This is a genomic window from Burkholderia sp. 9775_39, assembly GCF_015712225.1.
GTDB classification, from domain to species: domain Bacteria; phylum Pseudomonadota; class Gammaproteobacteria; order Burkholderiales; family Burkholderiaceae; genus Burkholderia; species Burkholderia cenocepacia.
In genome coordinates this window covers 18,938-43,111 of the sequence record NZ_JACCQC010000007.1, presented here as the reverse complement: position 1 = coordinate 43,111, position 24,174 = coordinate 18,938, and the positions used below count along the sequence as shown (strand labels likewise).

22 protein-coding genes are annotated in these 24,174 nt (G+C 68.8%); 7 read left to right on the top strand and 15 right to left on the bottom strand.

What is annotated here, in order from left to right:
- Window positions 1–5: 5 nt before the first annotated feature.
- The 4 genes from H0X90_RS11510 to H0X90_RS11495 all read right to left on the bottom strand — a co-directional run bounded on the left by H0X90_RS11510 (window position 6) and on the right by H0X90_RS11495 (window position 5,354).
- Window positions 6–1,136, bottom strand: a complete 1,131-nt coding sequence (locus tag H0X90_RS11510; RefSeq protein ID WP_196438141.1) for a site-specific integrase — start codon at window positions 1,134–1,136, stop codon at window positions 6–8.
- A 228-nt stretch (window positions 1,137–1,364) separates the two neighbouring features.
- Window positions 1,365–2,762, bottom strand: coding sequence for an enolase C-terminal domain-like protein (locus H0X90_RS11505; protein ID WP_034201874.1), 1,398 nt, complete (start codon window positions 2,760–2,762; stop codon window positions 1,365–1,367).
- A gap of 62 nt (window positions 2,763–2,824) precedes the next feature.
- The gene (locus H0X90_RS11500; RefSeq protein ID WP_006497441.1) at window positions 2,825–4,165 is read right to left on the bottom strand and encodes an MFS transporter; all 1,341 of its coding nucleotides are present in this window, start codon (window positions 4,163–4,165) and stop codon (window positions 2,825–2,827) included.
- A 214-nt stretch (window positions 4,166–4,379) separates the two neighbouring features.
- Window positions 4,380–5,354 carry a LysR family transcriptional regulator gene (locus H0X90_RS11495; RefSeq protein ID WP_034201106.1) on the bottom strand — a complete coding sequence of 325 codons (975 nt, stop codon included), beginning with the start codon at window positions 5,352–5,354 and terminating at the stop codon, window positions 4,380–4,382.
- A gap of 40 nt (window positions 5,355–5,394) precedes the next feature.
- On the opposite strand from H0X90_RS11495, the gene H0X90_RS11490 reads away from it, so the two are divergent.
- The 3 genes from H0X90_RS11490 (at window position 5,395) to H0X90_RS11480 (ending at window position 8,247) form a co-directional block, all read left to right on the top strand.
- Window positions 5,395–6,126: a glutathione S-transferase family protein gene (locus tag H0X90_RS11490; RefSeq protein WP_077190264.1), complete on the top strand. Its 732-nt coding sequence runs from the start codon at window positions 5,395–5,397 to the stop codon at window positions 6,124–6,126.
- A 135-nt stretch (window positions 6,127–6,261) separates the two neighbouring features.
- Window positions 6,262–6,894 (top strand): DUF2239 family protein, encoded by a 633-nt coding sequence (locus H0X90_RS11485; RefSeq protein ID WP_077190262.1) that lies wholly within the window; start codon window positions 6,262–6,264, stop codon window positions 6,892–6,894.
- 15 nt (window positions 6,895–6,909) lie between these two features.
- Window positions 6,910–8,247, top strand: a complete 1,338-nt coding sequence (locus tag H0X90_RS11480; protein WP_077190260.1) for a carotenoid oxygenase family protein — start codon at window positions 6,910–6,912, stop codon at window positions 8,245–8,247.
- A gap of 13 nt (window positions 8,248–8,260) precedes the next feature.
- On the opposite strand, the gene H0X90_RS11475 is transcribed toward H0X90_RS11480, so the two are convergent.
- From H0X90_RS11475 to H0X90_RS11460, 4 genes are read right to left on the bottom strand one after another with little or no spacing between them, the layout of a single operon-like run.
- Window positions 8,261–9,427 (bottom strand): ABC transporter permease, encoded by a 1,167-nt coding sequence (locus tag H0X90_RS11475; RefSeq protein ID WP_006484505.1) that lies wholly within the window; start codon window positions 9,425–9,427, stop codon window positions 8,261–8,263.
- An 8-nt stretch (window positions 9,428–9,435) separates the two neighbouring features.
- Window positions 9,436–10,590 carry an ABC transporter permease gene (locus H0X90_RS11470; protein WP_058902217.1) on the bottom strand — a complete coding sequence of 385 codons (1,155 nt, stop codon included), beginning with the start codon at window positions 10,588–10,590 and terminating at the stop codon, window positions 9,436–9,438.
- Between the two features lie 21 nt (window positions 10,591–10,611).
- Window positions 10,612–11,310 carry an ABC transporter ATP-binding protein gene (locus tag H0X90_RS11465; RefSeq protein ID WP_006484506.1) on the bottom strand — a complete coding sequence of 233 codons (699 nt, stop codon included), beginning with the start codon at window positions 11,308–11,310 and terminating at the stop codon, window positions 10,612–10,614.
- Between the two features lie 5 nt (window positions 11,311–11,315).
- Window positions 11,316–12,521, bottom strand: coding sequence for an efflux RND transporter periplasmic adaptor subunit (locus tag H0X90_RS11460; protein WP_006497434.1), 1,206 nt, complete (start codon window positions 12,519–12,521; stop codon window positions 11,316–11,318).
- Between the two features lie 358 nt (window positions 12,522–12,879).
- On the opposite strand from H0X90_RS11460, the gene H0X90_RS11455 reads away from it, so the two are divergent.
- On the top strand, window positions 12,880–13,113 hold the full coding sequence (locus H0X90_RS11455) for a hypothetical protein (protein WP_006494172.1): 234 nt from the start codon (window positions 12,880–12,882) through the stop codon (window positions 13,111–13,113).
- Between the two features lie 80 nt (window positions 13,114–13,193).
- Here H0X90_RS11455 and H0X90_RS11450 read toward each other — a convergent pair whose 3' ends face one another.
- Window positions 13,194–13,964 carry a Mut7-C RNAse domain-containing protein gene (locus H0X90_RS11450; protein ID WP_062884169.1) on the bottom strand — a complete coding sequence of 257 codons (771 nt, stop codon included), beginning with the start codon at window positions 13,962–13,964 and terminating at the stop codon, window positions 13,194–13,196.
- On the opposite strand from H0X90_RS11450, the gene H0X90_RS11445 reads away from it, so the two are divergent.
- Both H0X90_RS11445 and H0X90_RS11440 read left to right on the top strand, forming a co-directional pair.
- Window positions 13,854–14,930, top strand: a complete 1,077-nt coding sequence (locus H0X90_RS11445) for an NAD(P)-dependent oxidoreductase (RefSeq protein ID WP_256858281.1) — start codon at window positions 13,854–13,856, stop codon at window positions 14,928–14,930. The genes H0X90_RS11450 and H0X90_RS11445 overlap by 111 nt on opposite strands.
- 73 nt (window positions 14,931–15,003) lie before the next feature.
- The gene (locus tag H0X90_RS11440; protein ID WP_077190259.1) at window positions 15,004–15,639 is read left to right on the top strand and encodes a LysE family translocator; all 636 of its coding nucleotides are present in this window, start codon (window positions 15,004–15,006) and stop codon (window positions 15,637–15,639) included.
- A gap of 91 nt (window positions 15,640–15,730) precedes the next feature.
- Here the strand turns inward: H0X90_RS11440 and H0X90_RS11435 are convergent, their stop codons facing one another.
- Window positions 15,731–17,014, bottom strand: coding sequence for an MFS transporter (locus H0X90_RS11435; protein ID WP_077190258.1), 1,284 nt, complete (start codon window positions 17,012–17,014; stop codon window positions 15,731–15,733).
- Window positions 17,015–17,111: 97 nt separating this feature from the next.
- Between H0X90_RS11435 and H0X90_RS11430 the strand changes: the two genes are divergently transcribed.
- Entirely contained in the window at window positions 17,112–18,041 is a 930-nt protein-coding gene (locus H0X90_RS11430; protein ID WP_048986459.1) for a LysR family transcriptional regulator, read from the top strand.
- A 186-nt stretch (window positions 18,042–18,227) separates the two neighbouring features.
- Here the strand turns inward: H0X90_RS11430 and H0X90_RS11425 are convergent, their stop codons facing one another.
- From H0X90_RS11425 to H0X90_RS11405, 5 genes are all read right to left on the bottom strand, one after another.
- Window positions 18,228–19,061: an OmpW family protein gene (locus H0X90_RS11425; RefSeq protein WP_006491960.1), complete on the bottom strand. Its 834-nt coding sequence runs from the start codon at window positions 19,059–19,061 to the stop codon at window positions 18,228–18,230.
- 18 nt (window positions 19,062–19,079) lie between these two features.
- Window positions 19,080–20,321 carry a DUF2957 domain-containing protein gene (locus H0X90_RS11420; RefSeq protein WP_006481600.1) on the bottom strand — a complete coding sequence of 414 codons (1,242 nt, stop codon included), beginning with the start codon at window positions 20,319–20,321 and terminating at the stop codon, window positions 19,080–19,082.
- 148 nt (window positions 20,322–20,469) lie between these two features.
- Window positions 20,470–21,900: a DUF2957 domain-containing protein gene (locus H0X90_RS11415; RefSeq protein WP_077190257.1), complete on the bottom strand. Its 1,431-nt coding sequence runs from the start codon at window positions 21,898–21,900 to the stop codon at window positions 20,470–20,472.
- A 434-nt stretch (window positions 21,901–22,334) separates the two neighbouring features.
- Window positions 22,335–23,285 carry an N-acetyl-gamma-glutamyl-phosphate reductase gene (argC, locus tag H0X90_RS11410; protein ID WP_006481596.1) on the bottom strand — a complete coding sequence of 317 codons (951 nt, stop codon included), beginning with the start codon at window positions 23,283–23,285 and terminating at the stop codon, window positions 22,335–22,337.
- A 191-nt stretch (window positions 23,286–23,476) separates the two neighbouring features.
- The gene (locus H0X90_RS11405) at window positions 23,477–24,049 is read right to left on the bottom strand and encodes a flavodoxin family protein (RefSeq protein ID WP_006497426.1); all 573 of its coding nucleotides are present in this window, start codon (window positions 24,047–24,049) and stop codon (window positions 23,477–23,479) included.
- Between the last annotated feature and the right edge of the window lie 125 nt (window positions 24,050–24,174).

The following is a 24,174-nucleotide window of genomic DNA, read 5'->3' as shown; positions in this document are numbered from 1 at the left end:
TCGCGTCACGCTAATCGTTTCGCCAGGTCCTCCGCTCGAGGATGGTAGTACCGCATGAGCATGCGCGGGTCTTTGTGCCCCGTGATCTTCGTCAGTTCGTGCATCGGGAAGATCGAAGCTAGGCGAGAGGTGGCTTCGTGTCGCAAGTCATGAAAGCGGAGGTCGGTGAGGAACTTGCCGTCAGGCCTTTGTGCGGCGGCCTTGCACTGCTCGACATACAGTCTGCGGGCGCGCGTTACGGCACGCTCAAAGGCTCTGGTGACAGCATCGCTGCGAATCTCGAACACTCGTCCGGTGTCCAACTTTTCGCTGTCGTCAGAATTTTCCCGTGCGCAATCAGCAGCGTCTTTCACAGATTGAAACACTGCTACGGCACGTGAGGACAGGGGTACGTCGCGCGCGCTGCCGTTCTTCGTGGCCGGAAGGTGTGCTACTCGGCGCTTAAGATCCACATGCTCCCATCGTATCGTCACGATCTCGCCTCTACGCATCGCAGTTTCGACCGCCAACCAAATGATAGCCGGGAGCAGCGCGGAGCCGCTGGCGGCCACCACACGCTCAAGTTCGCCGTCCAGGGCACCTCGGTCCGAAGCTGCATCATCCGCACCCGACTCGCCGGAGGCAGGATCGTTTACTGTGATGCGCCGCGTTCGAGCGTTTTCGACTTGGGGCTTGCGCACGAGCTCTACCGGGTTCGAGAGGCTTTCCATGCCCCACTCCCTGCGAGCTATGTTGAAAACATGGGAGAGAACCGCCAGGCGGCGCAATACGGTCGCCGGCTTGTAGTCCTTCAGCCACTGATCCCGTAGCCGCGCTACATCGGTGCTGCGGATCGACGCTAGCGGTCGCTTGGCTAATTCTTCTGCCTGACAAGCGCGTAACACTGACTCTTCCTGCGCGGCTCCTTTTTTGGTCGGCACTATTTCGGCCGCGTACCGAGTCAACGCATCGTAGAGAGTTGTCGCCTCGGCTTCGCTGCGACTGATCCAAACGCCGCGCGACATCTCCGATTCGATCATATTGGCCCAGGCTTCTGCTTCTACCTTGGTGTTAAATGTCTTGCTCTGCGCCGGATAACCATGTCGCCGTACTTGCGCGCGCCATTGGTAGGGGCCTCGTTTGGTGATGGTAGCCATCAGAAGTGATTAATCTGAAGCGAGTGTGCCAAAATTGTGCCATAAAGCCGAAAATATGTCGCAAAGTCACGTAATATGGCGTATGTTTTTACCTTCGCAATGCGAAGGTCGGGAGTTCGATCCTCCTCCGCTCCACCAACGGAATTCGAAAGGCCCGATCGCGAGATCGGGCCTTTTGTTTTACCGTGGCGACCGCGGCCTGTTGCTCGACCGTCTCGCCACCCCGCCCTAGACCCGCCCCAAACTCGGCCGCTTCGGGTCATACGTCCACCCCGGCACCAGATACCGCATCGCGACCGCATCATCGCGCGCCGTACCACCCACCGCGTTGTACAGCGCATGCGCGGCCTCGACCTGCGCGATGTCCAGCTCGATGCCGAGCCCCGGCCGTTCGGGCACGGCCACCTTGCCGCCGACGATCGCGAGCGGTTCGCGCGTGAGCCGCGCATCGCCTTCCTGCCAGATCCAGTGCGTATCGATCGCGGTGATCGTGCCGGGCGCGGCCGCCGCCGCATGCGTGAACATCGCGAGCGACACGTCGAAGTGGTTGTTCGAGTGCGAACCCCACGTGAGTGCCCAGTCGCGGCACAGCTGCGCGAGCCGCACCGAGCCCTGCATCGTCCAGAAATGCGGATCGGCGAGCGGGATGTCGACCGCCTGCAGCCGCACCGCGTGATCCATCTGTCGCCAGTCGGTCGCGATCATGTTGGTCGCGGTCGGGATCCCCGTCGCGCGGCGGAATTCGGCCATCACCTCGCGGCCCGAATAGCCGCCTTCCGGCCCGCACGGATCTTCCGCGTACGCGAGCAGGTGGCCTTGCCCGCGGCACAGCGCGACGGCCTCGTCGAGCGACCACGCGCCGTTCGGGTCGAGCGTCGTGCGCGCGTCGGGAAAGCGCGTCTTGATCGCCGCGATCGCTTCCATCTCGTCGGCGCCGGCCATCACGCCGCCCTTCAGCTTGAAATCGGCGAAACCGTAGCGCTCGACCGCGGCTTCGGCCTGCCGCGCGATCGCGGCCGGCGTGAGCGCCGCCTCGTTGCGCAGCCGGAACCACGGGTCCGGCGCCTGCGCCTCGTCGCGATACGGCAGATCGGTGCGGCGCCGGTCGCCGATGTAGAACAAATACGCGAGCATCGGCACCGCGTCGCGCTGCTGACCTTCGCCGAGCAGTGCCGCGACCGGCACGTCGAGGTGCTGGCCGAGCAGGTCGAGCAATGCGGCTTCGATCGCGGTGATCACGTTGTCGAGCCGCAGGTTGATCTCGTGCGGCTGGCGCAGCACTGCCGCCTCGCCTGCCGACGTCACTTCGTGGCGGATCGTGCGGCCGGCACCGGCGCCTGCGCCGGACAGCGCCGCGCGCACCGCGTTGAGCGTCGCCTGGTAGCGCCCGATCGACTGGCCGACGACGAGATCCGTCATGCGTTCGAGCGCGTGGCGGATGCCTTCGCCGCCCGGTACTTCACCGACGCCCGTGTGCCCGCTGCTGTCGTCGAGGATCACGAGGTTGCGCGTGAAGTACGGCGCATGCGCGCCGCACAGGTTGAGCAGCATGCTGTCGCGGCCGGCGACGGGAATCACCTGCATGCGCGTGACGCGCGGGGTGCCGGCACGGCTCGGTTCGGACATCGGTTCGCTCCTGGTTTCGGTGGCGTGCGGGCCGCCGGACCCGCCGGCGCGGCCCGCGCCGTTCATTGAAGCTCGACGCGGCGGATCTCGCCGACGACGAACAGGTAGCAGATCACGGCGACGAGCGCGTGCGCGACGACATAGACGAGCGCGCCGTTGAACGAGCCGCTGCGGTCGACGATATAGCCGATCGCGATCGGCGTCGTGATGCTGGAAAGGTTGCCGCAGGTGTTGAGCAGCGCGCCGCTCAGGCCGGCGATCTGGCGCGGCGCGGTGTCGGCGTTGACGGCCCAGCCGAGCGCGCCGAGCCCCTTGCCGAAGAACGACAGCGCCATGAACACCACGACGAGCACGTGCGAATCGGTGTAGTTGCAGACGATCATCGACATCGACAGCAGCATGCCGATCACGATCGGCACCTTGCGCGCGACCGACAGCGACCGGCCCTGCCTGAGCAGCGCATCGGACACGACGCCGCCCAGAATCCCGCCGAGGAACCCGCACACGGCCGGGATCGACGCGACGAGCCCCGCGTTGAGGATCGACATCCCGCGCGCCTGCACCAGATAGACGGGAAACCACGTGATGAAGAAGTAGGTGAGGGCGTTGATGCAGTACTGCGCGACGTACACGCCGACCAGCATCCGGTTTCTCAGCAGCGCCTTCACGTGATGCAGCGACGGGCCGCCGTCGCGTCCGCCGATCGCCTGGTCGATGTTCACGAGCGCGCCGCCTTCGGTGAGATAGTCGAGTTCCGCGCGATTGATGCCCGGATGATCCTTCGGGTCGTACATCGTGCGGTTCCACACCAGCACGAGCGCGAAGCCGAGCACGCCCATCACCGCGAACACCGACTGCCAGCCGAACGCGTGCACGAGCCAGCCCATCAGCGGCGCGAACACGACGGTCGCCGCGTACTGCGCGGCGTTGAAGATCGCCGACGCGGTGCCGCGCTCGGGCGCGGGGAACCAGGTCGACACGATCCGGCTGTTGGCCGGGAACGACGGCGCCTCGGCCGCGCCGACCAGGAAGCGCAGCCCGAACAGCAGCGCGAACGCGGCTGCACCGCCGAAGAAGCCGATCCCGCCCTGCAGCAGCGTGAACAGCGACCAGAAGAAGATGCTGAATGCGTAGACGATGCGCGATCCGAAGCGGTCGAGCAGCCAGCCGCCCGGCAGTTGCGCGACCACGTACGACCAGCCGAACGCGGAGAAGATGAAACCCATCTGCACATGCGTCAGGTGCATCGAGCGGGCCAGCGCCGGGCCCGCGATCGCGATGGCCGCACGATCCGCGTAGTTGATCGTCGTGACCGCGAACAGGACGGCCAGCACGAGCCAGCGCACGCGGGTGCGCCGGGCCGTTGCCGACGCGGACGCCGGCAGCGCGTGAAGCGGATTCATGACTCGTCTCCTCCGAAGGGCGGAAGGTGCCGTCGTGCGGCACGCGCGTCGGTGCGCGCGTTGTGTGTATCGATGCCGCCGGCGGGAGACCGGGCACCGGACGCCGAGGCAGGCGGGGCGTCCGGGCCATTCTGTCATGTCGAAATTTGCGCTTTCATGCCAATTGCTGACTTGATCGATTCAGCATTTGAATCGATCGAATGGACGCATGCGGTCACGCGCGCGCGTCGTCCGGGCCGCTGCCGTGGTGGCGCGCCACGTGCTGCGCGAGAAACTCGACGGCGGCGCGCACGCCGGGCAGCTGGCCGCGCCGGTGCGGCATCAGCAGCGTCGTCGTGACGGTGCCGGCGCACCAGCCGGGCAGCACGCGCACGAGCGTACCGGACGCGAGCGCGGCGCCGGCGATCCAGTCGGGCAGGCACGCGAGGCCGAGGCCGGCCGTCGCCGCCTGCAGCAGCAGCGTCGATTCATCGGCCTGCAGCCGCAGGCGCGGCGTCACGTCGACGGCGTCGCCGCCGCGCTGCAGCCGCCACGGCTGCGGGCCCGGGTGGAGCCCGTCGTGCTGCGCGAGATCGGCCGGCGTGTCGGGCGTGCCGGCCCGCGCGAGATAGGCCGGCGCGGCCACGACGACGATCGGCGACGCCGCGAGCGGCCGTTGCACGAGCGCGGAATCGGGCAGCGGCGCGAAATGGCTGCGCACCGCGATGTCGAAGCCTTCCTGCGCGATGTCGACGAGTCGGTCGCTCGCATGAATCTGCAGCAGCAGCTTCGGGTGCGCGATCGCCAGCGCCGGCAGGCACGGCGCGAGGATGTGCTGCGCGACCGGCACCGAGCTCGTGATCCGCACGACGCCGGCCGGCTCGGCGGCCTGCCGCAGCACCGCGTCGCGCGCGCTGTCGGCCTCGATCACGGCCGCGCGCGCATGCTCGAAGAATTCGGCGCCGACCGGCGTGAGCCGGAAGCTGCGCGACGTGCGATGCACGAGCCGCGCACCGAGCGTGCGCTCGAGCTCGGCCACGCGCTTGCTGACCGTCGATTTCGGCAGGTCGAGCCGGCGCGCGGCCGCCGACATGCTGCCGGCATCCACCGCCTGCACGAACAGGTAGAGATCGTTCAGATTCACTTCCAGAGTCCACATGAAGAAACGAAGGGTTTCGATTTTAGCGGCTACTGCATCATCGTTCGCCATGGGAGCATGACGGCTCGTTCAACTTTCACGGAATGTCCCGATGTCTCCGATCCTTCTCTACGGTATTCCCGCCGGCTGCTCGTTCGGCTCGATCGTCGCGCTCGAATGGACCGGCCGCCCGTACCGGCTGTCGCGCATCACGATGCCGGGCGCCGTGACGAGCGACGCGTTCCTCGCGCTGAACCCGGTCGCCGAAACGCCGGCGTTCGTCACCGCGAACGGCGACGTGCTGACCGAAAGCATCGCGATCCTCGGCCATATCGGCGCGCAGGCGCTCGACAGCGGCCTCGCGTTTCGCCAGGGCAGCGCGGCGTTCGACCGGCTGAACCGGATGCTGGCGTGGCTGAACACGACGTTCTTCAACGCGTTCGGCGCGCTCTGGTACGTGTACGAACACGACACCGAAGACGCCGAGAAAGCGGCGCTGCAGGCGTACGGTCGCGGCAAGGTGCTGAAGGCGCACCGTCAGCTCGAAGCGCTGCTCGAGCGCGGCGAAGGCCCGTGGCTGCTGGGCGCGCGGCGCACGCTGGCCGATGCGTACTTCACCGGGATCGCGCGCTGGGCCGACTATCACGCGGTGTTCGAGCCTGATGCGTTCCCGCGCGTCGCCGCGCTGCGCGCGCGGCTCGCCGACGATGCCGGCGTGCAGTTCGCGCACGCGATCGAGGAAAACCTGCCGCCGCCGGCGTCGTCGGCGTTCGAAGGGCATGTGTCGCTCGACGACGCGCTGGCCAGCGCGCGCGGCATCGTGGTGCCGGCGCGGGCAGCCTGACACGCGGCACCGGCCACGCGCGCGGCCCGGCAGGGTGGAATTCCGAGGCAATATTTTTACCCGGATAATATTGACATCCAATTAATACCCGGATAAAAATAGCGTCATTCCGATTCCAGCCTGCGGGCGACCACGATGACCTCTTCCACACTCCTTCCTTCGTACACGGCTTTCGACGGCCACCGGCGGCTCGCGTCGGGTCCGCTCGCGACGGTCGCGCTTGCCGTCCGGCAGGCGGCCGGCGACGCGATGCCCGGCACGATCCTGATCTTCGACGACGCGACGGGCCGCTCGATCGACCTCGACCTGCGCGGCACGGCGGACGACATCCGCGCGCGCTATGCGGCGCCGGCGGCCGACGCGTCCAGCGGCGCTGGCGAACCGGCAGGCGCTGGCGCTCCCGAACAGCGCGGCCGCGGCCGGCCGAAGCTCGGCGTCGTGTCGCGCGAGGTCACGCTGCTGCCGCGTCATTGGGAATGGCTCGGCGCACAGCCGGGCGGCGCGTCGGTCGCGCTGCGCAAGCTCGTCGAGGACGCGCGGCGCACGCACGCGGCGGCCGACCGGCAGCGCGACGCGCAGGCGCGCGCGTATCACTTCATGTCGGCGATGGCGGGCGACCTGCCCGGTTTCGAGGAAGCCGCGCGGGCGCTGTATGCGAACGATGCGACGCGGCTGGCCGAGCTGATCGCCGGTTGGCCGGACGACGTGCGCGACCATGCGCTCGCGCTGGCGCGCGGCGATCTGCCGCCCGCCGCCGAAGACTGCTGACGGAGCGCCGACGCGATGACCGTATTCGACCTGAACCGCGGCGCGCTCGCGCCGGTCGCCGACGAAGTGGACGTCGTCGAGCTGCGCGTGACGGGCGCCATTCCGCGCGAACTCGACGGCACGTTGCTGCGCAACGGTCCGAACCCGCCGGGCGGCCGCTTCGACGGCAACGACATGCTGTCGTGGTGGCCGGAGGCCGCGATGCTGCACGCGATCGCGTTCGACGACGGCCGCGCGGCCGGCTACCGGAACCGCTGGGCGCGCACCCGGCGCTGGGCCGCCGTCCACGCGCCCGGGCAGGCGCCGCAGCTGCCCGACACCAATCCGAACGTGACCGTGCTGCAGCATGCGGGCGAATTGCTCGCGCTGGCCGAGGGCGGCGTGCCGCTCGCGATCACCGCCGCGCTCGATTCGTTCGGCGTGCCGCGCCGGCACGCGGGCTTCGACGGCGCGATGACCGCGCATCCGAAGGTCGACCCGGTAACCGGCGAGCTGATTATGTTCCGCGCGGACTGGCGCGCACCGTGGCTGCGCTACGGCGTGATCGACGCGATGGGTGTGAAGCGCGTCGACGTCGAGATCGAACTGGGCGCGCCGTCGATGATGCACGACCTCGCGATCACCGAAACCCGCAGCCTGCTGCTCGACCTGAACGTCGGCTACGACTTCTCGCTGCTGCAGCAGGGCCACCGGATGCCGCTGCGCTGGCACGACGACCGGCCCGCGCGCATCGGCGTGCTGCCGCGCCACGGCGGCGACGTGCGCTGGTTCGGCGTCGAGCCGTGCTTCATCCAGCACGTCGTGAACGCGTACGACTGCGACGCATCGTGCATCGTGCTCGACGCGGTGCGCTATCCGTCGTTCCTGCGGCTCGATGCGCGCACGGGCCGCTTCGCCGACAACCCGGTCGGCGAGCTGTGGCGCTACGTGATCGATACCGCGAACGGGCTGATCGACGAAGGGCCGCTCGCCGACGGCGGCATCGAGCTGCCGCGCATCAACGAAAGCCGCACGGGGCGCCGCTACCGCTATCTGTACGCGGTCGAGCAGCCGAACAACGCGGAAATGCGTGGCGTGATGCGCTTCGACCACGCGCGCGGCACGACGACGCACTACGCGGTGCCGGCCGGCGACCAGAACGGCGAGCCGGTGTTCGTGCCGCGCCCGGGCGGCACCGACGAGGACGACGGCTGGCTGCTGGTGATGGTCTACCGCGCGGCGACGGATACGAGCGATGTCGTGATCCTCGATGCGCGCGCGATCGACGCGGGGCCGGTCGCGACCGTGCACCTGCCGCGTCGCGTGCCGGCCGGGTTCCACGGCGCGTGGGTGCCGCGCGAACGTCGAGCGTGAGCGGCGGCGCGCGTCACTGCGCGCGCAGCGCGTCGACGATCTTCAAGCGCGCGGCGCGCATCGCCGGCAGGAACCCGCCGACGAGCCCCATCACGAGCGAGAACACGAGCGTCTTCACGACGATCGCGGGCGTCAGCACGAAGCGGAACGACAGATCCGAGAAGGTCTGGAAGTTGGTCGTCGAGAACGACGCGAACTGCATCAGCGACGCGCACGCGAGCCCCGCGACGCCGCCGACGAAGCCGAGCAGCAGCGCCTCCAGCAGGAACGCGGCGAGCACGCTGGTGCGCTTGAAGCCGAGCGCGCGCAGCGTGCCGATCTCGGCCACGCGGTTCGCGACCGACGCATACATCGTGATCATCGCGCCGATCATCGCGGCGATCGAGAAGATCGTCGACAGCGTGATGCCGAGGATGTTGATGAAGGTCGACAGCGCCTTCGACTGGTCGCCGTAGAAGGTCTGCTCGCGCTTCGCCTCGTCGGTCAGCCGCGGGTCGACGTCGATGTCGGCCTTGAAGCGCGCGAAGCCGTCCGCGCTCGGGATGCGCAGCACCATCGACGAATAGCTGGTGCGCCGGAACGACTGCATCAGCTGGTCGACGTCGCCCCAGATCTCCGAATCGAAGCCGCTGCCGCCCGCATCGAAGATGCCGACGATGGTCCAGTCGCGCTGCGCGAAATGCAGGCGGTCGCCGAGCTGCGTGCCGCTGAAGCCTTTCGCGATCGCGCTGCCGACGACGATTTCCGACGAGCCGGGCGCGAACGGGCGGCCGGCCACGAGCTTCACGTGCGGACGCAGCGCGAGGCCGGCCGGCGATACGCCGCGGATCACGACGTTCGACGGCTTGCCGGTCGACGTCTTCACGAGCGAGATCAGCACAACGGCTTCCTTCGACACGAGCGGCCGGCCGTCGGGGCCGAGCGCGACGGCCGGGTGCATCTCGAGCGCGTTGGCCTGCTGATGGTCGATCGAACTCTGGATCTCGGTCTCGGCGCCCTTGCGGATCACCACCGCGTTGTCCGGTTCGCCGGTCGACACGAGCGTTTTCGTGAGCCCCGCATCGAGCATCTGCACCGTCGCGAACACGAAGATCACGAGCGCCATCCCGCCCGCGGTGAGCGCGGTGGTGAGGCGCCGGGTCCACAGGTTGCGCGCGATGTAGGTGAGCGGGATCGCCATGCGCGCCTCTAGCCGATCGCCCGCAGGCCTTCGACGACGCGCACGCGCGCGGCCTGCCACGCCGGCACGAGCGCGGCCGCGAGGCCGACCGCGACCGAGCACGCGGCCTGCAGCGCGATCGTCTCGGTCGACACCTTGAACACCGGGAAGATGCCGCCGGCCGCCTGCTTGAACAGGCTCGCGGCGGGCGGCGTCGCGAGGATGCCGAGCCCGCCGCCGGCCACCGCGATCACGACCGATTCGCCGAACACGATCAACGCGAGGAACCCGGGGCCGAAGCCGAGCGCCTTCAGCGTCGCGTATTCGGCCGTGCGCTCGCGGGCGCTCATCGCCATCGCGTTGGCCATCACGGCCATGATGATCAGAATCACCACGTACGACACCAGGCGGATCGCCGCGATGATCTGGTTCGACATCGCGACGAAGCCGAGCTGGAACGCCTGCTCGGTCTCGGTCAACGTTTCGGCGAGCGAGTTCTTGAACACCGCGTCGACGTTGCGCGCGATCGACGCGCCGTCGTCGGGGTTCGCGACGCCGAGCACGAACACGCCGACCTGGTCGGCCTGCCTCGGCGTGCGCTTGCGCACCGTCTCGTTCAGGTAATCCCAGTGGAACACCAGCTGGCGCGTGATCGTCGAATCGTCGCGGCCGTCGAGAATGCCGCGCACGACGAAATCCCACGTGCCCGGATAGATCGTGCCCTTCAGCGGAATCACGTCGCCGACCTTGAAGCCGAACTGCGTCGCGAGCTGGCGGCCGACGAGGCAGCCGCGGCGGTCGCGGTTGTAGTCGGCGCGCTGTTGCGCCGGCAGGATGAATTCCGGGTACAGGTCGAGATAGTTCTCCGACACCGCGAAGCTCGCGAAGAAGTTCTTCGGGTCGCGATAGATGCCGCCGAACCAGTTCGAGCGGACCACGGCCGTCACGCCGTCGACGCCGCGGATGCGGTTCTCGTAGCTGACCGGCAGCGGAAACACCAGCGAGATCGCGTTGCGCGTGACGAGCCGCCCGCTGGACGCGGCCGCCGCGCCCGCGTACCACGCGTCGACGACGGTGTGCAGCAGCCCGAACGCGAGCACTGCGATCGTGAGCCCGAGCACGGTCAAGAGCGTGCGCAGCCGGTGCCGCAACGCGTTGCGCGCGATCAGCTTCAGCACATACATCGCGCGCGCTCCCGCCGCCGGTCAGCCGGCGTGCCCATCGATCAGCTCCCCTTTTTCCAGATGGACGAGCGAGCGCGCGGCGCCGGCCGCATGCGCGTCGTGCGTCACCATGATGATCGTCTTGCCGAGTTCGGCGTTCATCCGCTGCAGCATCGCGAGCACGTCGGTGGCCGACGCGCGGTCGAGGTCGCCGGTCGGCTCGTCGGCGACGATCAGCACCGGATCCGTGATCAGCGCGCGCGCGATCGCGACGCGCTGCTGCTGGCCGCCCGACAGCTCGGACGGGTAATGGCTCGTGCGATCGCCGAGATTCACCATGTCGAGCACCAGCTCGACGCGTTCGCGCCGCTCGCGGCGCGACAGGTGTGTGAGCATCAGCGGCAGCTCGACGTTCTCGAACGCGGTGAGCACGGGCATCAGGTTGTAGAACTGAAAGATGAAGCCGACGTTCGCCGCGCGCCATTCGGCCAGTTGCGCCTCGGCGAGTTGCGAGATGTCGAGGCCGCCGACGCGCAGCTCGCCGCTGTCCGGCCGGTCGATGCCGGCCACGAGGTTCAGCAGCGTGCTCTTTCCGGAGCCCGACGGCCCCATCAGCGCGACGAAATCGCCTTCGCCGATGTCGAGCGTGATGTCGGTCAGCACCGGCACGATCTGGTTGCCGCGCCGGTACGACTTCGCGACGTGGCTGAGCTCGACGAGGGGCGGCGGGGCGTCGTTCACGCGCGCTACTTCTTCGCGACGGTCACTTTCGCGCCGTCCTTCAGCTTCGCGTCCGGCGCGAGCACGACCGTGTCGCCCGGTTTCACGCCGCGCACCGCGACCAGCTCGCCGATCCGCATGCCGCGCGTCACGGCCACTGCGTGCACGCTGTCGTCCTTCACGACGAACACGACCGGCCGGCCGTCGCGCTCGACCACCGCGCTCGCCTGCACGGCCGTCACCGGCTGCCGGTCCTGCGGCGTCGCGGGTTTCGACAGGAATGCGATCTTCGCGCTCATGTCGGGCAGCACGCGCTCGTCGCGGTCGACGAAGCGCACCTTCACGAGCACGGTGGCCTTCGAGCGGTCGACGGTCGGCACGATGCGCGACACGCGGCCCGCGAAGCGCATGTCCGGCAGCGCGTCGAGCTGGATCTCGCACGGCTGCTCGGCGCGGATTTTCGCGATGTTCGATTCGGCGACGTCGGCCTCGACCTCGAGCGTGTCCATGTCGGCGATCGTCACGACCGCGCCCTTGCTGTCCGACGCGGACGAGAACGGCGTGATGTTGTCGCCGACGTTCGCATGCTTCGCGAGCACGATGCCGTCGAACGGCGCGCGGATCACCGTCTGGTCGACCGCGACCTGCGCGGCCTGCGCGTTCGCTTCGGCCGACACGATCGCGGCCTGGTCGCTGGCGAGCGTCGCGCGCGCCTTGTTCACGCGGGCCGTGTCGGTGTCGAGCTGCGCGGCCGGCACCGCGCCCTTCGGCGCGAGCGCGGACGTGCGGCGCAATGCGATCTCGGCGTCCTTCAGTTCGGCCTGCGCGACGCCGAAGTTCGCACGGGACACCTGCACCTGCGCGCGCGCCTGCGCAAGCGACGCTTGCACGTCGTTGCTTTCGAGCCGCGCGATGATCTCGTCCTTCTTCACGCGCGTGCCTTCGAGCACGCCGAGCCATTCGACGCGCCCCTGGCCCTTCGACGCGACCGCGGCCTTGCGCTGCGGCACGACGTAGCCGGTCGCATTGAGCTGCGTGTCGTTCTGGTACGGGTAGGCGGACGTGACGGACGTGGTGTCGACGGTCGGCCGGCCGGTGAGGGCGAGGCCGGCGACGATCGCGACGACGATCAGCGCGGCGGCGACCGCATAGCGCGCCCAGCGGCGCCGGCGTGGCACCGGGGCGATCGGACGCCGGTCGATTTTCAGTTTGTCCAGATTGTGGTCGGGCAATTTGAGCGCCTCGAGACGGCGGGGGGCGTGTGACCGGCCGCGATCCGGTTTCCGGGAAAGGGACGGATGGACGCCAGTATAAGCGTCGCTCCGGCGCCGCGCGAGCCGGTTTGCGGCGCCGTGCGGCGGCGGCCCGTCGGGCCGGCCGGCGCCGGCCGACAAGCCCGCCCCCGGGGAAACCCGAGGACGCAAGCAACGTGTCAACTTGCCGCGAAGGCGGTGCGTTATGGAACCAGTGCGTCAGGTTTTGTCGCGACGGCACGGCGCAAGCCGGCCATGCGGCCTGGGGCTCCGATGCGAATGCCTCGCATCTTTAATTACCGGTACGTTTGATTTTTTCTCCGCTAAAGGAAGAACAATGAAGAAGACGCTCGCTTCGATCATCGCCGCAGCATTCGCTCTCGCATCGGTTTCGGCATTCGCACAGGCGTCCGCGCCGGCAGCCGACACGTCGGCCGCCGCTCCGGCACCGGCCAAGAAGGATCACAGCAAGCCGAAGCACCAGCTGAAGCACCACGGTTCGAAGAAGGGCCAGGCGAAGGCTGCAGCCGCATCGGCCGCCGGCACGAACGACGCAGGCACGCAGAACTAAGCGGTTCTGCCGCCACGGCCGGCGTTGCCGGCCATCGGTCGGCCAGCCCCGCATGCTTCGGCATGCGGGGTTTTGTTTTTTCAGGCACCGGATTCACCCGGTTCGTCGGCCCGGACGGGCGGCAGCGCGCGCATCGCGTCGACCACCGCGCGCATGCGCCGCCAGTGCGAGCCTTCCCAGAACACGCGCCGGCACACGTCGCACGCGGCGAAGCGCCGGTGCCGCAGCCGGACGCCGGCCGGCACGCGCGGTGCGGCGGCGGCTGCATCGAGCGGATGCAGCGGCGCGTTGCAGCGCAGGCACAGCCGGAACGGTCGCATGTGCGGCGCGAGATCGAGCCGCTCGAACAGCTCGTGCAACTGGTCGGCCGGCCGCTGCGCATGCAGGTAGCAGCCGCGCACGACCGCACGCCGCTTGAGCAGCTCGCGGTCGCGCGTCAGCACGATCCGGTTCTCCCGCTCGGCGAGCGCCGCGAGTTCGTCGTCGCGGTAGTGGTTGTCGTAGCAGGTGTCGAACCCGGCGAGGCGCAGCAGTTGCGCGAGGCCGCCGAGATGCGCGTCGGCGACGAAGCGCCATGCCGCCGGTGGCGGCCCCGTTGCACCGTGGGCCGCCGGCCCGGCGCGTTCGGGCAGGACTTCGACACGGTCGCCGTCGTCGAGCGGCCGGTCGAGTGCGGCCGGCGCGTCGTTCACGTACAGCCGGCCGATTTCGGTGTGCGGGACGCCGAGCGCCTCGATCGCATGCTTGACCGTCGCGTCGCGGGCGCATGCGTGCGCGAACGCCCGGTCGCGCTGCGGGCGCGCGAGAAAGGCGTTCAGTTCGCCGTGAAAGCGGAAGGTCGCGGTCGCCATCCGTGCAGTATCGCACCGCGCCCGGCCGGCGGCAGGCGCTGCAGACCGCCGGCATCTGTGTTTAACTCGCGGCTTCACGGAGCGAAGGAGCAGGACATGGATCTCGGGTTTATCGGGCTGGGCGAAATGGGGCAGGCGATCGCGACGAACCTGCTGAAGGCGGGTCACACGGTGCGGGTCTGGAACCGGTCGCGCGAGCGGGCCGAGCCGCTCGGGGCATTCGGCGCGCAGATCGTCGACACGCCGGCCGACGCGTTTCGCGGCGACGCCGTGTTCTCGATGCTCGGCGACGATGCGGCCGCGCGCGCGGTGTTCGACGATGCGCTGCTGGCCCAGGCGCCCCGTGGGCTGATCCACGTGAACATGGCGACCGTGTCGGTCGCGCTCGCCGAATCGCTCGCGCACGCGCATGCGTCGCGCGGCATCGACTATGTCGCCGCGCCGGTGATGGGCCGGCCCGACGTCGCGGCCGCCGCGCGCCTGACCATCATGGCCGGCGGCCCGGCCGAGGCGATCGACCGCGTGCAGCCGCTGTTCGACGCGATCGGCCAGAAGACCTGGCGCTTCGGCTCGCTGCCGCAGCACGCGAACGTCGCGAAGATCGCCGCGAACTTCACGCTCGCGTCGGCGATCGAGACGCTCGGCGAGGCGTCCGCGCTGCTCGGCGCGCACGGCGTCGCGATGCGCGATTTCCTCGACGTGATCACCAGCAGCGTGTTTCCGGGGCCTGTCTACGAAGGCTACGGCGCGATGATCGCCGAGCGGCGCTACGAGCCCGCGCGCTTCAAGGCGCGGCTCGGGCTGAAGGACGTCCGGCTCGCGCTGGAGGCGGGCGACGCGACGTCGGTGCCGCTGCCGGTGGCGAGCGTCGTGCGCGACAGCTTGCTCGACGCGCTCGCGCATGGCGGCGGCGACCAGGATTTCGCGGTGCTCGGCGAGGCCGCGCTGCGCCGCGCCGGCCGCTGACCCGCGACAGAAGCGCGACCCGCACGGCATAATCGGCGGTTCGTTTCCCCCTACATTTGAGGCAGAGGCAGTCATGAACTTGCATACGTGGTGGCTTTTCGTGGCGACGGTGTTCGTCGTGTCGGCGATTCCGGGCCCGAACATGCTGCTCGTGATGACGCACGGCGCCCGGCACGGGCTGCGGCGCTCGTCCGCGACGATGGCCGGCTGCCTGAGCGCGCTGGTGCTGATGCTCGCGGTATCCGCGGCGGGCCTCGGCGCGGTGCTCGAGGCATGGCCGGCGATGTTCAATGGGTTGCGCTTCGCGGGCGCGGCCTACCTGATCTATCTCGGCGTGAAGGCATGGCGCGCCCGCGTGGACGACACGCCGGCGGCCGACGTCGATGCCGTGTCGCACGGGGTGTCGGCGTCGCGCGCGGTGCTGTTCCGCAATGGCTTCCTGGTCGCGGGCAGCAACCCGAAGGCGATCCTGTTCGCGGCCGCGCTGCTGCCGCAGTTCATCAACGCGGCCGAGCCGACGCTGCCGCAGTTCGGCATCCTCGTCGTCACGTTCGCGGTGATCGAGGTGAGCTGGTATCTCGTCTACGCGTCGTTCGGCACGCGCATCGGCGCCACGTTGAAGAGCCAGAGCGTCGCGAAGGTGTTCAACCGGTTGACGGGCGGGCTGTTCGTCGGCTTCGGCGCGATGATGGCGCTGGTCCGTCACTGATTCCCGGCCGGCTCCGGCGTACCGAACGCCCCGTCCCTTGCAAGAGGGCGGGGCGTTCGGCTTTTGGAAGCCGCTCCACAGCGTTGCCTGCTCACGCACGCGGCCGATCCAGCGCCGCCTTGCCGGCCCCGCGTCCAGCCACCAGCCCGAACACGGCCGTCGCGCCCGCGAACGCGAACCCGACACCGCATACCGCGCTCCAGCCGCCCCATGCCCATGCACTGCCCGCGAGCGCCGCACCCAGCGCGCCGCCGCAGAAGAACAGCCCGACGAATAGCCCGTTCAGGCGTCCGCGCGCGGCCGGGTTCAGCAGGTTGATCTCGCGGCGGCCGATCGTCTGGTCGACGATGACGCCCGCATCGAGCAGCGCCGCGCCGCCGGCCAGCAGCGCGAGCGCGACGCCGCGATGCGCATGCGCATCGAAGCCGAACCAGCCGGCGCCGGCGACGCCGAGCACGACGAGCGCCGCGAGCATCGTGCCGTGCGCGAGCCGCTGTGCGGCCGGGCCGTGGCCGCGGTCGCCCGCGCGGCCGGCGAGCGGCGTGACGATCGCGCCGCTCGCGCCGGCGAACGCGAACAGCGCAATGCCGTGCAGGTCGAGCGCGAACGGCGGCTGCGCGAGCCGCAGCCCGACGGCGGTCCAGAACGCGCTGAACGCGGCCATCGCGAGCGCGGCCGACAGCGCATGCCGGCGCAGCACCGGCTCGTCGGCGAGCAGGCGCCCCATCGACGCGAGCAACGCGCGGTAGCCGGCCGTGATTGACGGCGTGCGCGCCGGCAGGCGCAGCGCGAGCACGACGGCGATCGCCGCGTTCGCGAGCGCGGCCAGCAGATAAAACGCGCGCCAGCCGGCCGACCCGGCGATCAGGCTCGCTAGCGGCCGCGACAGCAGGATCCCGAGCATCAGCCCGCTCATCACGTTGCCGACCGCGCGGCCGCGCTGCGCTTCGGGCGCCATCGACGCGGCCATCGGCACCAGCATCTGGATCACGCTCGACGCGGCGCCGGCCGCGAGCGTCGCGAGCAGGAACACGGTGCCCGACTGCGTGAACGCGGGCAGCGCGAGCGCCGCCGCGCAGACGGCGAGCGTCGCGACGATCAGCCGGCGGTTCTCGAGCAGGTCGACCAGCGGCACGAGCAACGCGAGTCCGGCCGCGTAGCCGAGTTGCGGCAGCATCGCGACGAGGCCGGCGAGACCGGGCGGCAGGTGCAGGTCCGCGCTGATCGGGCCGGTCAGCGGTTGCGCGGCGAACAGGTCCATCACGATCACGCCGACCGTCGCGGCGAAGAACAGCGTCATGCCGGTGCTCAGCACGGGCGGCGCGGCGACGGACGGGGAAACCGGGGCGGAGCAACGGTGGGCAGGGCAGTTCATCGGAAGCCTGGGAGGGAGATCGAAGGAACTCCCATCGTAGGGGCCCGATGTTTATGCGACAATTGAAATATGTCTAACATGATTATGCGAGTTTGTTTTGAATACGCGTGATCTCCAGGCGTTCGTCGCGGTCGTCGACAGCGGGTCGATGGTCGCCGCGGCCGCGAAGCTCCACCTGACGCAGCCGGGCCTGACGCGGCGCGTGCAGAACCTCGAAACGCTGCTCGGCGTGCCGCTGCTCGAACGGCAGAGCAAGCCGCTGAAGCCGACCGCGGCCGGGCGCGACGTCTACGCGCTCGCGCGCAACGTGCTCGGCGCGGTCGACGAGCTGATGGCGGCGGGCGCGCCGGACAGCGAGCCGTCGGGCGAGCTGCGCATCGGCGTGCCGCCGTTCCTGTCCGAGCTCGCGCTGGAGCGGCCGATCGACCGGCTGCGCGATGCATTCCCGCGCCTCACGCTGCGCGTGACGGCCGGCTGGTCGCCTGCGCTGGTGCAGGGCATCGAGCGCGGCGCGCTCGACGTCGCCACCGTGATGGTGCCGGCGAGTGCGACGCTGCCCGACGCGCTGACCGCGACGCTGCTCGCCACGCAGCCGACGGTGCTCGTCGCCGCGCGCGATTTCCCGCTGCCGGACGGCCCGCTGTCGCTCGACACGCTGTCGGGTTTTCCGTGGGTGCTGAGCCAGGACGGCTGCGGAATGCGCTCGGCGCTGAGCCGCGCGCTCGGCGCGGCCGGGCTGCCGTTCGACGTCGCGGTCGAGGCCTTCGGCTCGGAGCTGCAGTTGTCGCTCGTCGCGCGCGGCGCCGGCATCGGCATCGCGCCGCCGAACGCGCTGGCGCGCAGTGCGCATCGCGATGCGCTGCGGGTGGTGGAAACGGCGGGGCTGGAAACGCGAATCAACGTATGGATCGTGCACGGCGCGTTACCGGGCCGGCTGATGCGGCCGGTCGCGCTGCTGCGCGACGCGCTGGGCGAGGTGCTCGAGCGGGAGAACGGGACGGGGTCAGGTGCCGTTACGGCGGACTAGAGGCCGCATTCGAGGGAAAATCCTTATTTTCTCTACGGAAATGTTGCATTGCGGAAACCGATTCGATATCATTGGAACTGTCTCCTCCATGTCTCCTCTGATATGGATTCAGCCCGCCACTTAGGCGGGCTTTTTTTTTTGCGTGCGATTTTGTCGCGGCGCTTCCGTTGCCGGCTGTCGCCGCGCTCAGAACTTGTACGTCATCCCGACGTAGCTGATGATCGGGTCCGCCTTCAGGTCCGATTTCGACTCGGCGAGTACCGAGCCGTCGGCCGCCTTGATCGTCACCGTCGACGTCGTCTTCAGCGGGATGTAGGTGACCGACGCCACCAGCCCGAAGTGTTCCGTCATGTTGTACTGCAGGCCCGCGTTGAACACCGGCTGCCAGGACGACGACGCCTTCGCTTCCACCGAGGTCGTGCCCGGTTTGCCCGCGCCCGCCGCGAGAATCGCGCCGAGGTTGTCCTGCGTCTGCTTGATGAAGTTCGTGTTGAGCTGCAGGTCGCTGAACCAGTTGTACGACACGCCGAGGCCGAGGAACGGCCGGAACTTCGCGGTGGCCTGCCCGAAGTAGTACTGCAGGATCACCGCGGGGCTCCACTGCCGCACGCTCTTCACGATCGGGTTGACCGAGCCCAGCCCGATGTTCTGCGTGCCGAGCGCGCCGGCCGGGCCGGGCGGCTTGATCGTGCCCTGGCCCGACACCTTGAACACCGGCGGCACGCCGGCCACCGACGTGACCGCGATGTGGTCGGTCAGGAAGTGGCTGACCGTCAGGCCGACGGTGTCCGCGCCGCTCGTGTGCAGCCCGGTGCCCGGCGACGTGAACGACGGCGGCAGCCGCAGCGGCGTGTTGATCGGCGTCGGCGCGACGTTGGTCGTCATCGGCGTGCTGCTCTGCTGCGGCATGATGTGGAACCAGCCCAGCGTGACGACGTTGCTGCCGGCGCTCTGCGCGTGCGCCGCGAGCGGCGCCACGGCGGCGGCGCCGGCCGCCGCGCAGAGAAGGGTTTTCTTCATCACGGCTTTTCCCTCCGCTTACTGGACGAATGCGCCGATCGTGAAATACGGCGTCGATCCCGCGTTGTCGAGGAAACCGAACACGCCACCCGTGAAGATGAACTTGCCGGTCGGCGACGTGCTGCCCGAACCCGTGTGGATCGTCGTGACCGTGCCCGGCACCTTCTGCGTGTAGTCGAGATCGAGCGCGGTCGCGAGCGACGCCTGCGACGGCTGGAACGGATCGAGCAGCGTGGCCTGCTTGTCGATCAGCGCGGTGGTCCGGTAGTCGAACTGGCTGTCGACGCCGATGTACTCGCCGTTCTGCGAACCGGCCGCCACCGCCGTCTGCGGCGCGAGGATCGAGATGCTCGATTCGTCGTCGGCGGTCAGGCCCGGCACGCCGTTGCTGTCCGGCGTCGGGTTCGGGTTCGCGACACCCGTGCGCACGAGGATCGGCACGAGCTGGTTGCGCAGCTTGCCGACGATCATGAAGCCCTTGCCCTGCGGCGTGGCCGACAGCGTCGGCTTCAGCTGGCTCCGGTAGTTGTTCGACTGGAACGCGCCGCTGCCGTCGGCCGACTGCACGAAGTTCGTGCCTTGCTGCACGCACGCGCCGCCCGCGAACTGGCCCGTCGTGTCGCACTTGGTCCACGTGCCGTCCGCGTTGATCGTCACCTTCGCGTCGATCGACGCCGGCGCGAATTTCTGCGACGGCACTTCGCCGAAGCCGATGTGGCTGTACGTGCCCGCGACCTTCGTGATGTCGGTTTCGATCGACGAGAAGCCGATGAACGGGTAGTACGGGAATTTCGTGTCGGGCACCGCCGCCTGGCCGAGCACGCCGTCGAACTGGATCTCCTTGCCGGGAATCGTGCCGCCCGCGACGCCGAAGCCGACGAAGATGCGCGCCGGACGCGACGCGTCGAGGCTCGCGCCGTTCAGGCGGAACGCGCACTGGTTCAGCTTGTTGGTCGGCAGCAGCGTTTCCTGCGTGAGCGTGCCGCTGTCGACGGTGCCCGCGCGGGTCGGCACGACGGTGCCCGTCTTTTGCGGCACCGGCGATTCGACATAGGTGACCTGCCAGGTCATCTTGGTCGTGTCGAGCTGCACCTTCGCGAGTTCGCCGCTGCCCGCGCCGCCCGTGAACACGGTGTTGTAGTCGAGCGTGGCCGGGCAAAGCCGGTCTTCGACGAGCGGGGGCGGATTGTCGCTGCCGCCGCCGCAAGCCGAAAGAAGGGGGGCGGCAAGGGCCGCCGCCAGAATGAGGTTGCGCTTCATGTTGCTCCTCCAGATTTGTCTTTGTGCGGCGGCCAGCTCCCTGTCGGCCGCTTCTGTTGGTCGTGCTCGTCCTGCTTGCGCCGTGCCGAGCGCCTTCGTGCCTTCCCTGCAATGCGCGGCGGCGGGCCGGCCGCCGCGTCCTCGATCGCTACTTGCTGATCTGCGCGCCCACGCCGAAGTACGGGGTCGACGACGTCGTCGAATTCGCCGACGTCGGCGTGACGCCGCCGTTCACCGTGCCCTGGATCAGCGCCGCATACAGGCCGCCCGTCGCGATCACCACGCCCGATGCGGACGGGTAGCTCGCGCCGCTCGGCGGGGTAGTCTTCGCGTTCAGCAGGCCCGGCGTCGCCTGGCCGTAGTCGAGCGTGAAGCCGTCTTCCTCGGCCTGTGTGGACGGGTTGATGAACGACGCGTTGCTGCCGCGGATCAGCGCAGCCGTGTACTTGAAGTTCGAGTCCGCGCCAGCGTAGCCGCCGTCGATCGCGCCCGACGTGATCGCCGTCGCCGCGCCGAGCACCGCGATGCCCGATTCGTCGTCGACCTTTGCGTCGGTGTGCAACGGCGGCGTGCCGAGGTTCACGTAGCCGGTGCGCACGATCACCGGCACCGTCGCGCCGTTGAGCTGGCCGATCACCATGTGCGCGGTGGCCGACTTGCCGGTCGCGCCGATCAGGGGCAGCTTCGTTTGCGGCAGGATCTGCGGTGCCTGGGTGCTGTCGAAGTAGCCGCCGTTCGCGCTCGTCTTCCATGGATCGCCGGTGGTCTGGCAGCCGCCCGAACCGCTCGACGTGCACGCGCCGTTCGCATCGAACGTCTCGCTGGAGTTGATGCCCTTCGTTGCATAGTTGCCCGACGGCACGAGGTGATAGAGCAGCGCGTTGTACGTGCCCGGCAGCTTCGTGAGGTCGGTCGTCGTGTTCGCGAAGCCGAGGAACGGGTAGAAGTCGAAGTGGCGATTGGGCACCTGGCCGACGTTCTGGAATACGGGGAGGCCGATCACGCTGATCGTCAGCCCGTCGTACTGAACCGTCGCGCCGGGAATGCCACCGCCCGCCACGCCCATGCCGACCAGCAGCATCGGCGGGTTCGCCTGGTTGAAGTCGGCGGCCGTCGAATAGGTCGAACCGTCCGGCGCGGTGCCGGTGCCCGGCGTGAGGACGAACGCGCAGCGCGTCTGCTCGGCGGTCGGCAGCGTGCCGGTCGGCGGATGGACGACCTTGCCGGTGATCGTCGTGCCGGCGCGGCTCGGCGTGACGGTGCCCGTCTTCAGCGGAATCGGCGATTCGAGCCACTTGAGCGTGTACGTCATCGCGACCGCGTCGATGTTGACGCTGACGATCTCGCCGCTGCCCGCGCCGCCGAGATACGTGCTCTTCACGATATCCGCGTTGGCCGGGCACAGTGCGCCGTTGATCGGCTGCGAAGGCGGCGGCCCTTGCGTGCCGCAGTTCGAGCCGGAACATTGGGGCGCATCGATCGGCGCGAGCGCGCCGCCAGAGTCCCCCCCACCACATGCAACCAGGAAAGGGGCAATGGCAAAGGCCGTTGCCACCCCCTTCGATAAGGCGTACGACATGCCGCTGTCTCCAATCGTTTAATTGTGCGAGCTAATGTCGCTGCCTGGATTTTTGCTGTCAATTGATGAACCCGTCTAAAAAAGGCGATTGAAACGGGAACGGCAATTTGAATCCTTGCCCGATAAGGCGGTTGGTAAGAATTAAAACGCGCGGCGGGCCGTCGAAAGCTGCCGGAGTGGGGGCTGCGCGACGCCTGGCACGCTCTCGCCGCGCCTTCCTGCGTATAACGGCAGCGTTTAAATCGACGGTATCCGGTTTATCCCTATTCGGGATTGACTGGATAAAGAACGGGCTGGATTAATTCACTGGTAATCGCGCAATGGAAAGCTTGTAAATATTTGTAAATGCGCGATCCGGTGTTTTTATATATTGCCTGATACGGGTAAATAAAAAGCCGGCCAGTGGCCGGCTTTGCATGGCATGCGATGCTGAATCAGCGTTTGAGGCCGGCGTCCTCGGCCGCGCCGATGTTGAGGTTCATGCACTGGATCGCGGCGCCCGACGCGCCCTTGCCGAGGTTGTCGAGGCGCGCGACCGTGACGAAGCGCTCCGCGTTGCCGAACACGAACAGGTCGACGCGGTTCGTGTCGTTGTTCGCCTGCACGTCGAAGAAGCCGCTGTCGAGGTTCGCATCCGCGTCGAACGGTGCGACGCGCACGAACGCTTCGTCCGCGTAGTACTCGGCGAACACGCGCTGCACGTCCTGCGGCGTCGCGCGCTTCGCGAGCTGCCCGGGCGTGAAGTAGGTCGTCACCGCGAGGCCTTTCAGGAACGGGCCGACGATCGGCGTGAAGATCGGTGCGTTCGCGAGGCCGGTGTGCGCGGCCATTTCGGGCAGGTGCTTGTGCGCGAGGCCGAGCGCATACGGGCGCGGGCTCGCGAGCTTGCCGCCCGGCGCGGCGCTTTCGTACTCGGCGATCATCGACTTGCCGCCGCCGCTGTAGCCGGTGATCGAGTAGCTGTGCGCGGCGAACGTCGGCGCGACGATGCCCGCATCGACGAGCGGCCGCATCGCGAGCACGAACGCCGATGCGTGGCAGCCGGGCACCGCGATGCGCTTCGACGTACGAATCTTCTCGCGCTGCGCGCGGGTCAGCTCGGGCAGGCCGTAGGCCCAGTCGGCATGGGTGCGGAACGCGGTGCTCGCGTCGATCAGCGTGGTGTTCGGGTTCTCGACGAGCGACGCGGATTCGCGCGACGCGACGTCCGGCAGGCACAGGAACGTGACGTCGGACGCGTTGATCAGGCGACGGCGCTCGTCGACGTCCTTGCGCTTCGCTTCATCGATGCGCAGGATCTCGATGTCGCTGCGTGCCGACAGGTATTCGAAGATCTTGAGGCCGGTCGTGCCTTCCTGGCCGTCGACAAAAACTTTGGTGCTCATTTCGCTCTCACTGAATGAAACGGGAGCCGCGGCGCCCTGAAACCGCCATTTTAAGACGTCATCCGGCGGGCCTGTACCGCACGGGGCGAAAAAAAGACGGCCCGCGGGCCGTCTTGTGTCCCTTTGGCGCACCCCCACGCTGCGCGGCCATGCCAGCGGCCGGTGCGAGCGGGCGGGTGTCCCGGGCGCGCTCAGCGGCCGCCGGCCACCCAGCGCGCCGTCGCTTCGGCGACGCGCCGGCCGAACGCCTTCGCGGTATCGAGGTCGCCGGGCAGCGGGCCCTCGTCGGGCGTCGCGTCCGCCGGCGACTGCGCGAGCAGGCCCGTGAAGCCGCCGACGTAGTTGATGTCGTTGCGCGTGGCCGCCTTCGAGTTGGCCGGCATCATGCCCGTGCCGACCCACACCATCCCATGTTGCATCGCCAGCGTGACGAAATACTGAATCGTCGAGAACTTGTCGCCGTTCATCGTCGCGGAATTCGTGAAGCCCGCGGCGATCTTGTCCTTCCATTTCTGCGTAAACCACGGTTTCGAGGTCGCGTCGGCGAATTGCTTGAACTGCGCGGACGGGCCGCCCATGTAGGTCGGCGCGCCGAAGACGATCGCGTCCGCCGCGTCGAGCGCGGCCCAGCCCGCGTCGTCGAGCTCGCCGACGGCGAGGAGGCGTGCGGCGGCGCCGGCATCCTGCGCACCGGCGTGCACGGCCTCGGCCAGTTTCTGCGTGTGACCGTAGCCGCTGTGATAGACGATGACGATGTTCGACATGAAGCGTTCTCCGGAAAGGGACGGGAACGGCGGCCCGCAGGCTCGCCGCGACACGCGCCGCAGTTGGGCGGCGCGACGGATGCGCGGCGGGATGCCGCGACCGGTGCAGCCGAGTCTAGCAAGCC